The sequence below is a fragment of the Asticcacaulis aquaticus genome (assembly GCF_028550415.1).
GTDB lineage: Bacteria > Pseudomonadota > Alphaproteobacteria > Caulobacterales > Caulobacteraceae > Asticcacaulis > Asticcacaulis aquaticus.
Genome location: NZ_JAQQKX010000018.1, coordinates 33977 through 46047, shown reverse-complemented (window position 1 = coordinate 46047; position 12071 = coordinate 33977). Strand labels below are relative to the sequence as shown.

At 61.6% G+C, this 12071-nt stretch carries 13 protein-coding genes; 9 read left to right on the top strand and 4 right to left on the bottom strand.

The genetic code is table 11. The features are described 5' to 3' along the window. The first annotated feature begins 135 nt into the window (after positions 1-135). The 3 genes from PQU92_RS17040 to PQU92_RS17030 all read left to right on the top strand — a co-directional run bounded on the left by PQU92_RS17040 (position 136) and on the right by PQU92_RS17030 (position 1954). Complete coding sequence (locus PQU92_RS17040) at positions 136-540, top strand: PTS sugar transporter subunit IIA (RefSeq protein ID WP_272749489.1); 405 nt, start codon at positions 136-138, stop codon at positions 538-540. A 292-nt stretch (positions 541-832) separates the two neighbouring features. Next, on the top strand, positions 833-1120 hold the full coding sequence (locus PQU92_RS17035) for an HPr family phosphocarrier protein (protein WP_272749488.1): 288 nt from the start codon (positions 833-835) through the stop codon (positions 1118-1120). Next, complete coding sequence (locus PQU92_RS17030) at positions 1121-1954, top strand: hypothetical protein (protein ID WP_272749487.1); 834 nt, start codon at positions 1121-1123, stop codon at positions 1952-1954. A gap of 157 nt (positions 1955-2111) precedes the next feature. Here the strand turns inward: PQU92_RS17030 and PQU92_RS17025 are convergent, their stop codons facing one another. From PQU92_RS17025 to acnA, 3 genes are all read right to left on the bottom strand, one after another. After that, positions 2112-2456 (bottom strand): hypothetical protein, encoded by a 345-nt coding sequence (locus PQU92_RS17025; protein WP_272749486.1) that lies wholly within the window; start codon positions 2454-2456, stop codon positions 2112-2114. 347 nt (positions 2457-2803) lie between these two features. After that, positions 2804-3847: a ribonucleotide-diphosphate reductase subunit beta gene (locus PQU92_RS17020; RefSeq protein ID WP_272749485.1), complete on the bottom strand. Its 1044-nt coding sequence runs from the start codon at positions 3845-3847 to the stop codon at positions 2804-2806. 264 nt (positions 3848-4111) lie between these two features. After that, the gene (gene acnA, locus PQU92_RS17015) at positions 4112-6799 is read right to left on the bottom strand and encodes an aconitate hydratase AcnA (RefSeq protein ID WP_272749484.1); all 2688 of its coding nucleotides are present in this window, start codon (positions 6797-6799) and stop codon (positions 4112-4114) included. Positions 6800-6988: 189 nt separating this feature from the next. Here acnA and ccmA point away from each other — a divergent pair, with 189 nt between their 5' ends. The 5 genes from ccmA (at position 6989) to PQU92_RS16990 (ending at position 9981) form a co-directional block, all read left to right on the top strand. Next, positions 6989-7621, top strand: a complete 633-nt coding sequence (gene ccmA / locus PQU92_RS17010; protein WP_272749483.1) for a heme ABC exporter ATP-binding protein CcmA — start codon at positions 6989-6991, stop codon at positions 7619-7621. A 204-nt stretch (positions 7622-7825) separates the two neighbouring features. Further along, a complete protein-coding gene (gene ccmB / locus PQU92_RS17005) occupies positions 7826-8494 on the top strand; it encodes a heme exporter protein CcmB (RefSeq protein ID WP_272749482.1) in 669 nt (222 codons plus the stop codon). A gap of 40 nt (positions 8495-8534) precedes the next feature. Further along, positions 8535-9269, top strand: coding sequence for a heme ABC transporter permease (locus PQU92_RS17000; protein ID WP_272749480.1), 735 nt, complete (start codon positions 8535-8537; stop codon positions 9267-9269). Continuing rightward, positions 9269-9445 carry a heme exporter protein CcmD gene (gene ccmD / locus PQU92_RS16995; RefSeq protein WP_272749478.1) on the top strand — a complete coding sequence of 59 codons (177 nt, stop codon included), beginning with the start codon at positions 9269-9271 and terminating at the stop codon, positions 9443-9445. Before PQU92_RS17000 ends, ccmD begins: the two co-directional genes overlap by 1 nt. Then, entirely contained in the window at positions 9442-9981 is a 540-nt protein-coding gene (locus PQU92_RS16990) for a DsbE family thiol:disulfide interchange protein (RefSeq protein WP_272749476.1), read from the top strand. The genes ccmD and PQU92_RS16990 overlap by 4 nt, the downstream gene beginning before the upstream one ends. 186 nt (positions 9982-10167) lie before the next feature. On the opposite strand, the gene PQU92_RS16985 is transcribed toward PQU92_RS16990, so the two are convergent. Then, positions 10168-11025: a prephenate dehydratase gene (locus tag PQU92_RS16985; RefSeq protein ID WP_272749475.1), complete on the bottom strand. Its 858-nt coding sequence runs from the start codon at positions 11023-11025 to the stop codon at positions 10168-10170. 361 nt (positions 11026-11386) lie between these two features. Between PQU92_RS16985 and PQU92_RS16980 the strand changes: the two genes are divergently transcribed. Continuing rightward, positions 11387-12031: a c-type cytochrome gene (locus PQU92_RS16980; RefSeq protein ID WP_272749473.1), complete on the top strand. Its 645-nt coding sequence runs from the start codon at positions 11387-11389 to the stop codon at positions 12029-12031. The last annotated feature ends 40 nt before the right edge of the window (positions 12032-12071 follow it).

Below are 12071 nucleotides of genomic sequence, written 5' to 3'. Positions count from 1 at the left end.
ACAGGCTTGGAATCGGGCGAAATTGCGCCTAAACCATAAATCCCTTTTTGCGGTGCACCGCAGTTAGTCTATAATGGTAGTCTTGTGTCCCGGACGGTCCACCGTCGAGGGGACGCGTGTAAGGAAGACGTTTATATGATCGGACTGGTAATCGTGACCCACGGGGGACTGGCGGAAGAGTTCGTTGCCGCCATGGAACACGTTGTGGGCCCTCAGGATTACGTGACCTCGATCTGCATCGGGCCGGACGACGACGTGGCCCAGCGCCGTCAGGACATCCTGAAAGCCACCTTTGCCAACGACACCGGCGACGGGGTGATTCTCCTCACCGACATGTTCGGCGGCACGCCGTCGAACCTGGCCATCTCGGTCATGGAGCAGACCAAGGCCGAGGTTATCGCCGGGCTCAACCTGCCCATGCTGATCAAGCTGGCGACTCTGCGCAAGATCGAGAAGCTGGCCGACTGCGTCCAGCACGCTCAGGAAGCCGGGCGCAAATACGTGACCGTGGCCTCCTACGTCCTGTCGGGCGATAGCTAAATTATACCTCCCTGGCTATGCCGGGGAGGGGGACCGCACGAGCCGCGAAGCGGTGAGATGTGGTGGTGGGGGTTCTTGCTTACTTTTTCCTCGCCTGTTTTTGTTTTAACCTCTGCAAGACACCCCACCACCACGCCTTTCAGGCGCGGTCCCTCTCCCCGCACAAGTGCAGGGAGGTATAAGCCGAGGCGCATCTCACAAAATTTCCCGATTGTCGCGCATGGTAAACAAGCGTTAAGACGCTGCTAATCAGAAGACGCTAAAAGTCTTCGTTACGCAGTGTAGAAACCCCATGACCGATACCTCTTCCCACACGACAGCGCGCGTCGAAATCGTCAATGACAAAGGCCTGCACGCGCGGGCCTCGGCGAAATTCGTCAAGACCGCCGCCCTGTTCGATGCCCAAACCTACGTCATCAAGGACGATTCGCGCGTCGACGCCCAATCGATCATGGGCCTGCTGATGCTGGCGGCGTCCAAAGGCACCCATATCGATATCGAATCCGAAGGCGCGCAGGCGGCCGAGGCCGTGGCTGCGCTGGTGGCGCTGGTCTCCGATCGTTTTGGTGAAGAGTCGTAGATGACCATACGCGGTTTCACTCTGGTGTGTCTTCTGGCGTTCGGCGCGGGCTCGGCTCATGCCGAGCTGGAGGACGGCGAAGTGGTCATCGAAGAGGTGATCAAACCCGCCGCCAAGCCTAAGCCAAAACCGAAACCCAAGGCAGTGGCACCGAAACCGGCGGCCAAACCTGCTGCCAAATTGCCAGCCAAATTACCCGATGCGCCGATCCCGTACAGCCAGTTGAAGGCCCCCGAAAAGACAACTGAAAAAGTCCCCGTCAAGACGGCGGATAAGGCGCCTGAAAAAGCACCTGTCGTGTCTCACGATGATCCGCCGGTGGCCGTGGTGGTCAATAATCTTCCCCCGGTCCATAAGCCCGCCGCCCCGGTGGTCGAGCCCGCCCCGCCCCCACCGCCCGAGCCGCCGGTTTACGTCCTCAGCGCCAAAACGCACGACCTCAAATGCGAAACTCAGGTCGTCGGGCCGAAGGGTCTGATTTCGAAAGGCAGCTTCTATCTGGAGGTCAGCCTGTCGGAGGTCTCGCCGGACGAAAATGCGCGCTTCAAGGTGCTGATGGCCGATCCGCGCCACGACAGCCTGCTGAAAGACACGGTGTGCGAAACCATCACCTGTGCAGTGAAGATCAGCCCGAACTTCTACGATCTCTATAATTCGCGCACCAAACGCGGGGCACAACTGCGCGTGACGCTGGACCGCCATACCGGTGCGTTTCTGGCCCGCAAAGTCGACGGCAAGGATATCATCCCCCTGCCGATCAGGGCCGACGAAAAGTTGGGCGAATACGAGCAGGGCTACTGCCAGCCGCAGTCACGGCCGGATAAGCTGTTTTAAAGATCACGTCTTAATCCCCTCTCCCTGAGGGAGAGGGTGGCAGAACGAAGTGAAGCCGGGTGAGGGGGAAATGTTTGAGCCGAGCGCGGAATTACCAGTTCCCCCTCACCCCGGTCAGTTTCACCGCCCGACCCTCTCCCTCAGGGAGAGGGGAATACTAAGCCACCGCGTCGAATTTGCGGAAATCGCGGGCGTGCGCCTTGAAACCGTCACGCGGGGCCGACGATGCCATCTCGCTCAGGGCCACATCGAAGGCTTCGTCGAAATAGAGGACGCGGAAAGCGTCATTCACAAAAACCAGCATGGCCGGGCGGAAGGTCTTGGTCTGGCCGACGGTGTGCACTTCCGCGACGATGGCCGCGCCTTCATAGGTCAGGTTCAGCGCGACCTTGCCCTTGAGGGCTTCCAGCGCCAGTTCGCGGTTCTTCGCCGCCTGAGCCGGGTTCTTGCGGGCGATCGCGGCGGGCTTGGGCGCGGAGCGGTTGAAGTCAGGGTTTTTCATGGTGGGCTTTCAAAACGAATGAGGTCGCGGTCTATAGCGCATTCAAACCCGAAGCGGGGAAAAAACATCCTTCCCCTTTTAAAGGGAAGGTGGATCGGCGCGGAGCGACGAGACGGAAGGGGGATGCGGAGCTTCAAACAAGTCTGACAATGTTTGGAGTTACCACGGTTTCCCCCTTCCGTCAGTTCAGCCTTACGGCTGCCCTGCCACCTTCCCCGTAAACGGGGAAGGATGAAAAAAAAGCGCACCACCGGCAACCGATGGCGCGCTTTAATTTATGGGGTTTGGGGGCTGTTTTGTGCGCTACCGCTTCGCTGCTTGAGCGCAGGCCCCCGGAGTCTTAACCCTTAAACCCCGGCCTTGGTCGCTTCGGCGCGCTTCTTGAGCAGGGTATCGAAGGCATCCCAGACGCCTTCGCCGCCGGTCCACTGGCCCTTGGTCGCGGCCTTGGAATATTCCGTGGCGCGGGCCTCGAAGAAGTTGGCGTGTTCGACGCCCGACAGCAGGACCTGCAACCACGGCAGCGGGTTTTCCTGCACGCCATAGACCTCGGGCAGGCCCAGCTGACGCAGGCGCCAGTCGGCGATGTAGCGGATATATTGTTTGATGTCGTCCGGCGTCATGCCTTCGACCGGGCCCATTTCGAACGACAGGTCGATGAACTTGTCCTCAAGGCCGACGACGGTTTTGCAGCAATCGACGATATCGTCGGCGACGGCTTTGGTCACCGCACCGGTTTCCTTGTTGAAGGCGTGATAGAGCTTGATAATGCCTTCGCAGTGCAGGCTCTCATCCCGCACCGACCACGAGACGATCTGGCCCATGCCCTTCATCTTGTTGAAGCGCGGGAAGTTCATCAGCATGGCGAAGGAGGCGAACAGTTGCAAGCCTTCGGTGAAACCGCCGAACATGGCAAGCGTGCGGGCGATGTCGGCATCGCTGTCGACGCCGAACTTCTGCATGAAGTCGTGCTTGTCGCGCATGGCTTCGTATTCCATGAACGCGCCGAACTCGGCTTCGGGCATGCCGATGGTTTCCAGCAGCAGGGCGTAGGCGGCGATGTGGACGGTCTCCATATTGGCGAAGGCCGACAGCATCATCTTGATCTCGGTCGGTTTGAACACCCGACCGTATTTTTCCATGTAATTGTCCTGGACCTCGATATCCGACTGCGTGAAGAAGCGGAAAATCTGGGTCAGCAGGTTGCGTTCGTTGTCGTTCAGCTTGGACGCCCAGTCCTTGCAGTCCTCACCCAGCGGCACCTCTTCGGGCAGCCAGTGGACCTGCTGCTGCTTCTGCCAGAAGTCGAAGGCCCACGGATAGCGGAACGGCTTATAGGCGATCGAGGGGGTCAGAAGACCGGCTTTCGGGGTCGGCAGGATGAGGCTCATGGGGAACGTCCGAATCGTTACGCGGTGACAGGGTGACGCCTATATCACCACATTTTGTGGTTAAGGGAAGCCTAACGTCCCAGATATAGTGGTCATAATTTATGGATATTTTGTCGCAGACTCCGATACGCGGCGTGAATCAGCGGTTAAGTATCGTTAACACAGGTGACGGGACCTGTTGAGTCCGAAAGCTGGGGACGCATGGAAAAAGCCCCACTGTTGCCAGTGGGGCTCCAAGTTAGGGGTGCAGGGTCCGCGACCCTGCTACGCTTCCTTGCCGCGCGCGAGGTTGCGCAGCACGTACGGCATGACGCCGCCGTTCCTGAAATACTCCAGCTCCGTCGGGGTATCGATGCGGCAACGGACCGGGAAGCGGGCGACCTTGCCGTCCGAGGCGCGGAACAGCTCGACGATCAGTTCCTGACGCGGCGAGACGTTCTCCAGACCGCGGATGGTGACGATTTCCTCACCGGTCAGGCCCAGCTTCTGCCAGCCGTCGATCTTGAACTGCAGCGGCAGGACGCCCATGCCGACCAGGTTCGAGCGGTGGATGCGCTCGAACGACTCGGCGATGACGGCGCGCACGCCTTGCAGCTTGGTGCCCTTGGCCGCCCAGTCGCGCGACGAGCCGGTGCCGTATTCCTTGCCCGCGAAGATGACCATGTTGCGGCCTTCGGCCTTGTAGCGCATGGCCGCATCGTAGATCGGCATGACGTCGCCCGACGGGAAGTGCTTGGTGACGCCGCCTTCGATTTCCGGCGTCATCTTGTTGCGGATGCGGATATTGGCGAAGGTCCCGCGCATCATGACTTCGTGGTGGCCGCGACGGGCGCCGTAGGAGTTGAACTCCGACACCGGGACGTCGTGGTTGGTTAGCCACTGACCAGCGGGCGAGGTCTTCTTGATCGAACCGGCCGGCGAAATGTGGTCGGTGGTGATCGAGTCGCCGAAGATGCCCAGCACGCGGGCTTCAACGATGTCCGTGACCTTGTCCGGGGTCATCGACATGCCTTCGAAATAGGGCGGGTTGGCGACGTAGGTCGAGGTGGCGTCCCACTGATAGGTCTGACCGCCGGAGACAGCGATGGCCTGCCAGTGTTCGTCGCCCTTGAAGACGTCGGCGTAGCGGGTCTTGAACTTGTCGTTGGTGACGTTGGCGCGCTGGATCTCGGCGATTTCGGCGTTCGAGGGCCAGATGTCCTTGAGATAGACCGGGTTGCCGTCCGAACCGGTGCCCAGCGCATCCGTCGTCAGGTTGACATTGAGCGAGCCCGCGATGGCGTAGGCGACGACCAGCGGCGGCGAGGCCAGATAGTTGGCGCGGACGTCCGGATTGACGCGGCCTTCGAAGTTGCGGTTGCCCGACAGGACCGAGGCGGCGACGAGGTCGGCTTCGTTGATGGCGGCGGAAATCGCGTCGGGAAGCGGGCCGGAATTACCGATGCAGGTCGTGCAACCGTAACCAGTCAGGTTGAAGCCCAGCGCATTGAGGTCTTCGGACAGGCCCGCCGCATCGAGATAGTCGGTGACGACCTGAGAACCGGGGGCGAGCGAGGTCTTGACCCACGGCTTGCTCGTGAGGCCGAGCGCGCGGGCCTTGCGCGCCACCAGACCGGCGGCGATCAGCACCGACGGGTTCGAGGTATTGGTGCACGAGGTGATGGCGGCGATGACCACGTCGCCGTGGCGGACGCTGAAATCGGTCCCGGCAACGGCGGCGGCGCGGGTCTCATCCCCGCCCTTGTTGAACTCGCCGCTGAGGGCCTTGGCGAATTCGGAGGCGGCGTCGGTCAGCAGGACGCGGTCCTGCGGACGCTTCGGACCGGCCAGCGACGGCAGGACCGAACCGAGGTCCAGCTCCAGCGTGTCGGTGAAGACCGGATCGACCTCGGCATCGTGCCACAGGCCCTGCGCCTTGGCATAGGCTTCGACGAGGGCGACGCGTTCCGGCTCGCGGTTCGACGCCGTGAGGTAGTCGATGGTCGCCTGCGACACCGGGAAGAAGCCGCAGGTCGCGCCGTATTCCGGGGCCATGTTGGCAATGGTCGCCTGATCTTCGAGCGTCATGGTCAGCAGGCCGTCGCCGAAATATTCGACGAACTTGCCGACCACGCCCTTCTTGCGCAGCATCTGGGTGATGGTCAGGACGAGGTCGGTGGCGGTCGCGCCTTCCGGCAGCTTACCGGTCAGCTTGAAGCCGATGACTTCGGGGATTAGCATGGGGATCGGCTGACCCAGCATGGCGGCTTCGGCCTCGATGCCGCCGACGCCCCAGCCGAGCACGCTCAGGCCGTTGATCATGGTGGTGTGCGAGTCGGTGCCGACGACGGTGTCCGGATAGGCGACTTCGCCGCCCGACGACACGTTGGTCCACACGGTCTGAGCCAGATACTCCAGATTGACCTGGTGGCAGATGCCGGTGCCCGGCGGCACGACGCGGAAATTGTTGAAGGCGGACGAACCCCAGCGCAGGAAGTTGTAGCGCTCCATATTGCGCTCGTATTCGCGGTCGACGTTCTTCTTGGCGGCGTCGGCGGTGCCGAAATAGTCGATCATGACCGAGTGGTCGATGACCAGATCGACGGGGTTGAGCGGGTTGATCTTGGCCGGATCGGCACCGAGTTTCACCATCGCGTCGCGCATGGCGGCCAGGTCGACGACGGCCGGGACGCCGGTAAAGTCCTGCATCAGGACGCGGGCCGGACGGAAGGAGATTTCGTGTTCGACCGAACCCTTGTTGTCGATCCAGTTGGCGAGCGCCTGAATGTCGGCCTTGGTCACCGACACGCCGTCTTCGTTGCGCAGCAGGTTTTCGAGAAGCACCTTCAGCGAGGCGGGCAGCTTGGAAATATTAGGCAGGCCATTGGCTTCGGCGGCCTTGAGGTTGTAATAGGTGTAGGTCTTATCGCCAACGCTGAGTTCGGCCTTCGATACGAAACTGTCAACGGACATATGCGGTTCCTTCGGTGCGACCGCATGGCCCACAATGGGCGTCGAAATGCCGGCGCGCGCCCCGCAGGCGGACACACAGGGTTCGCCAAAGGTCGCGCAAGGCCGGACGGTGGTGCGGTCCCTTGTCTTACTAAACTTGTTCAATGAACACGTCTATGTAAGGTAAGGGACTATTTGAAAGTTTATTTGATGCCGTTTGCCATAAGGGTCGAGGGTTTGAGCCTGAAAAAAGGCTATAAACTGTTGATTTCAGACTTGAATTTTGAGGTTGGGCCGGGTGAGTGCGTGGCGCTGACCGGGGCCAATGGCGTGGGCAAAACGACGCTTTTGCGAGCCCTGGCGGGGTTTGCACCGCCGCATGCGGGAAGTATTCGCATCGGCGATGACAACAGTGACGATAGTATTGTTGCGAGTAATTCTCATTATCTTGGTCATGCGGAGTCGCTGAGCCCTTCGCGGCGCGTGGATCAGGAGTTGTCGTTTCAGTGTGAGTACCTTGGCGGGACCGCCGGGTCATTGGCTGAGGCCGTCGGGAAGCTGCGGTTGAACAGCCTGCTCGATTTAGAGGTGAGAATGCTGTCGGCGGGGCAAAAGCGGCGCTTGTCTCTGGCGCGGTTGCTGATGGTCGAACGGCCTGTGTGGTTGCTGGACGAGCCGATGTCGCCGCTCGATACCGAACACCGCGCGTTATTGGCGGGGATGATGCAGGCGCATCTGAGTGACGGCGGGCTGATCGTGTGCGCGGTGCACGATCCGCTGCCGTTCGAGACTCGGGAACTGCGACTGACGCGCGCCGAAGTGGGGGAGGTGGTTTATGGGTAGAGCGCTCTCATGGCATGATTGGGAGATCGTGGCGCTGCCTCAAGAACCCCCACCACCCCGCCCTGCGGGCGGGGTCCCCCTCCCCAGCTTGCTGGGGAGGTATGATTTAGTGAACATTTCTTATACCTCCCCAGCTTGCTGGGGAGGGGGACCGCACGAGACTGCCGAAGGCAGGCAAGATGTGGTGGTGGGGGCTCTTGCCTTATGATCCCCGCCGCTCTTGCTCTTCTCAAACGCGATCTATCGCTGGCGTTCGCACGTGGCGGCGGACCAGTGCTGGCGGCAGGATTCTACATCACCCTGATGGCCATGGTGCCGCTGAGTCTTGGACCCGACGCGCAGACCCTGTCGCGTATCGCGCCGGGGCTGACGTGGTTGTGTCTGGCGCTTGCCTCTCTCCTGTCATTGGAACGCCTCTTCGAGCGCGATTACGAGGACGGGGTGTTCGACCTGCTGCGCACCGGGCCGCTGGCGCTCGAAGCCGTGGCCTTGCTCAAATGTCTGGCCCAATGGCTGGGGACCGGGCTGATCCTGTCGCTGATGACGCCGGTGGTGATGATCATCCTCGGCGCGCCGGTCGATGCGGCGGGCCTGAGCCTGATCGCCGCCCTGATCGGGTCTCTGAGCTTTGCGCTGATCGGCGGTGTCGGGGCATCGCTGACGCTGGGGTCCCGCAAAGGCGGGGTGCTGATCGCGCTGCTGGTCTTGCCGTTTTACGTGCCGCCGGTCATTTTCGGCGCAGGCCTGATGGACGCCTATGTTACGGGTGCGCCGATCGCTCAGGCGCTGGGGTTGCTGGGGGCCTATGGGCTGTTCGCGCTGGCTCTGTCGCCCATCGCCATGGGTGCGGCATTGCGCAGCGCCCTCAACTGAGGCACTTGCCGCCTTCCCGCGAAACGCCTATGAAAATCCCATGATCATTAGCTGGCTGGCCAATCCCGAGCGCTTCTCCAAGGTGTTCGCGCCCGTGCGTCCGTACCTTGCGGCGGCGACCGCGATCCTGTTCGTCTGGGGGCTTTACCTGTGTTTTGCCTCGCCCGAAGACTACCAGCAGGGCGACACGGTGCGCATCATGTACATACACGTCCCGGCGGCGTGGATGGGCCTGTTCACCTATCTCGTCATGGGCGTCTCCAGCTTCTTCGGCCTGATCTTCCGCCACGCGCTGGCCGATGCCGCCGCCAAGGCCGCCGCCCCCATCGGCGCGGTGTTCACGGCTTTGGCCCTGATCACCGGGTCTCTGTGGGGCAAGCCCATGTGGGGCACCTGGTGGGAGTGGGACGGGCGGATGACCTCGGTGCTGGTCCTGTTCCTCTTCTATATCGGCTACATGGCGCTACACGCCTCGATCGAAGACGAAACCCGGGCGGCGAAATCGACCGCCATTCTGGCCCTGATCGGGCTGGTCAATCTGCCGATCATCAAGTTTTCGGTCGACTGGTGGAACACGCTCCATCAGGGAGCATCGGTGTTCCGCGCCGATGGCCCCACCGTCGCGCCGGCCATGCTGTGGCCGCTGCTGATCATGGCGCTGGCCTATCATCTGCTGTTCGTCTGGCTGTGGCTGGTGCGCATCGACTGCGAAATCCTGAGCCGCAAATATAACGGTCTGCGCGCGCGGATCAGCTTCCGCGAAGGAGGGGCGTAATGGATTTCGATTTCGGCAAATACGCCTTTTACGTCTGGGGCTGCTACGGCGTCTCGGCGGTGGCGCTGATCGGCCTGACCGTGCTGAGCGTCGTGGCGCACCGCGACCGGGCGGCGAAACTCAAGGCCCTGCAAGAGACACTGGCCGCTGAAAAAGCGCAGAAGGTGGACGCGTGAAGCGCCTGATCCTCGCCGTGCCTCTGGTCGTACTGGTCGGGACTTTAAGCGTGCTCGGCTGGTACAATTTCCACAAAAAGGCCGAATACGCCCCGGCGGAACTGGTCGGAAAGCCGGTGCCGGAACGCGCCCTGACCGACCTGCACGACGGCTCCGCCATGACGCTGAAAACGCTGGTCGCGGGTTATAACAAACCGGTTCTGATCAATGTCTTCGCCTCATGGTGCACGCCATGTCTGGCCGAACACCCCTATCTGATGGACCTGAAAACCAAGGGCGTGGTCATCATCGGCATCGACCATAAGGACACGCCGATCAACGGCCTGAGCTTCGTCAATACGCACGGCGATCCGTACGCGAAAATCCTGTCCGACGAAGACGGGGCGATGGGGCTCGATCTGGGGATTTCAGGCGTGCCGGAGACCTTTATCGTTGGCCCTGACGGTGTGGTGATCGACAAGATCACCGGCCCGATCCTGCCGGAAACGGTTGGGAAGGTGTATGATGCTGTGCGTGAAAATAGGAAACTTCAGTAAATCATACCTCCCCGACTTGTCGGGGAGGGGGACCGCTTTGCGCAGCAAAGGGGTGGTGGGGTTTCTTGCTTTGGTACCACTGGCGCGGTTCAGTAAGTAAGCAAGAACCCCCACCACCACATCTCGCTGACCTTCGGTCATCTCGTGCGGTTCCCCTCCCCATCAGAGATGGGGAGGTATGAAAAGTTACGCCCCTTGCGTCGCGCGAAACGGGTCCATCGGATAGACGCCGAGAATCTCGACTTCTTCGGCGAAAAACGCCAGCTCCTCGAAGGCCAGTTTTAGCAGGCGGTCGCTTGGACGCCCCTCGACCTCGGCATAGAAGAAGGTCGAGGCGAAGATGCCGTCGCGGATATAGCTTTCCAGACGGATCATGTTGATCCCATTGGTCGCGAAACCGCCCAGGGCCTTGTACAGCGCCGCCGGGATGTTGCGCACGCCGAAGACGAAGCTGGTGAGTATCTTTTCGGCGGCCGGTTCAACGACCTGATCCTGCGCGGTCAGGACCAGGAATCGCGTCGTATTGTTGTGCGCGTCTTCCATATTGCGTTGGAGGATTTTCAGCCCGTACAGCTCGGCGGCGATTTCCGGCGCGATGGCGGCACGGTTCAGTTCGCGCGTCTCGCTCAAGGCCCGCGCCGAACCGGCGGTATCGTGGAACATTTCCGGCTTGATGTTGAGCGCCAGCAGCGAGTTGCGGCACTGAAGCAGGGCCATGGTGTGCGAAAAGGCCACCGTGATGTTGGCCAGCTCGGTTTCCGGCACGCCCATCAGCATCATCTCGATCGGCAAAAAGCGCTCGCCGATGATCTTCAGCCCCGAATGCGGCAGCAGCTGATGCACGTCGGCGACGCGTCCCGCCAGGGCGTTTTCCGCCGGGATCATACCCAGGTCGCACTCGCCCGCATTGACCGCCGCGAACGCCGCCTCAAACGTCGGAAAAGGCGTCGGTACGTGGTCGGGGAACCAGCGTTTGCAGGCCTGATGGCTGAAAGCGCCGGGTTCGCCCTGATAGGCGATCTTTTTGGGAGAGGTCGAAGTCATGAAACGGGCCGTATAACCAGAGGTGAGCGCCGTCTGTGCCTTTATTTACGGCAGGTTTCAAGCACTTCTATCCCGATGCGCCTTGCCGGGCTGAAAACCGCTTCACAGGTTTCGCAAAGCGCGATAAAGCGGAAAGGCCCCCTCCCCGCAGCCGGAGGGTGTGACGATTTGACACGTAGCCCCGTTTGCGGCCTCATTTTGGCCTTAAGCGGGCTCTGCCATCTTGCGTATTGGCGTTTCGCGTGTCAGAGAGCCAGAGGAAACAAAATAACGGTCCGCGTACCGGCATTGACGACTGCCTGTCGATCCGGTCAACATCGCGGCCACAACCGAGATATAAGAGTCAGGACGTCGAAGCGGCATGAGCGGTAATCTTCAGTTCAACAAGATTCTGGGTGCAGGTCTGGCGACCGCGCTGGTCATCATGGGTGTGCGCATCGGCGTCGACGCGCTCTATCACACCGAAGCCCCGGCAAAGCCCGGCTACGCCATCGAAGTGGCCGAAGCGCCCGAAGCCGGTGGTGTCGCCGCGGTAGAACTCGATCCGGACTGGGGCACGGTCCTGCCGACGGCGGACATCGCCGCCGGTGAAAAGGTCTTCGCCAAGTGCGTCTCGTGCCACAACGACCACGAAGGCGGCCCGAACATGACCGGCCCCGGCCTGTGGGGCGTCGTCGGTCGCCCGACCGCCAGCCACGCGGGCTTCGGCTATTCGGACGGCATGAAGGCGCACGCCGCCGAGGCTCCGACCTGGTCCTACGATCAGCTCTATCACTTCCTCGCCAACCCGGCGAAGTGGGTCAAGGGCACCAAGATGGGCTTCGCCGGCATCAAGAAGCCGGAAGAGCGCATCAACCTGATCGCCTATCTGCACACCAAGGGCTCCAGCCTCGGCATCCCGGCGCCGGACCCCACGCGTCAGCCCGGTGCCGCACCCGCCGGTGCGCCGCCTGCGGGCGATGCGCCTGCCGCGCCTGCGGCGGCTCCCGCCCCCGCTGCACACTAAACGAAAAAGCCCCGGTGTTCGCACCGGGGCTTTTTTTGGC

Excerpts from the sequence above, each read along its gene's own strand:
- PQU92_RS17040 (WP_272749489.1), top strand. The coding sequence starts at position 136 with ATGATCGGACTGGTAATCGTGACCCACGGGGGACTGGCGGAAGAGTTC.
- PQU92_RS17035 (WP_272749488.1), top strand. The coding sequence starts at position 833 with ATGACCGATACCTCTTCCCACACGACAGCGCGCGTCGAAATCGTCAAT.
- PQU92_RS17030 (WP_272749487.1), top strand. The coding sequence starts at position 1,121 with ATGACCATACGCGGTTTCACTCTGGTGTGTCTTCTGGCGTTCGGCGCG.
- PQU92_RS17025 (WP_272749486.1), bottom strand. The coding sequence starts at position 2,456 with ATGAAAAACCCTGACTTCAACCGCTCCGCGCCCAAGCCCGCCGCGATC.
- PQU92_RS17020 (WP_272749485.1), bottom strand. The coding sequence starts at position 3,847 with ATGAGCCTCATCCTGCCGACCCCGAAAGCCGGTCTTCTGACCCCCTCG.
- acnA (WP_272749484.1), bottom strand. The coding sequence starts at position 6,799 with ATGTCCGTTGACAGTTTCGTATCGAAGGCCGAACTCAGCGTTGGCGAT.
- ccmA (WP_272749483.1), top strand. The coding sequence starts at position 6,989 with ATGCCGTTTGCCATAAGGGTCGAGGGTTTGAGCCTGAAAAAAGGCTAT.
- ccmB (WP_272749482.1), top strand. The coding sequence starts at position 7,826 with ATGATCCCCGCCGCTCTTGCTCTTCTCAAACGCGATCTATCGCTGGCG.
- PQU92_RS17000 (WP_272749480.1), top strand. The coding sequence starts at position 8,535 with ATGATCATTAGCTGGCTGGCCAATCCCGAGCGCTTCTCCAAGGTGTTC.
- ccmD (WP_272749478.1), top strand. The coding sequence starts at position 9,269 with ATGGATTTCGATTTCGGCAAATACGCCTTTTACGTCTGGGGCTGCTAC.
- PQU92_RS16985 (WP_272749475.1), bottom strand. The coding sequence starts at position 11,025 with ATGACTTCGACCTCTCCCAAAAAGATCGCCTATCAGGGCGAACCCGGC.
- PQU92_RS16980 (WP_272749473.1), top strand. The coding sequence starts at position 11,387 with ATGAGCGGTAATCTTCAGTTCAACAAGATTCTGGGTGCAGGTCTGGCG.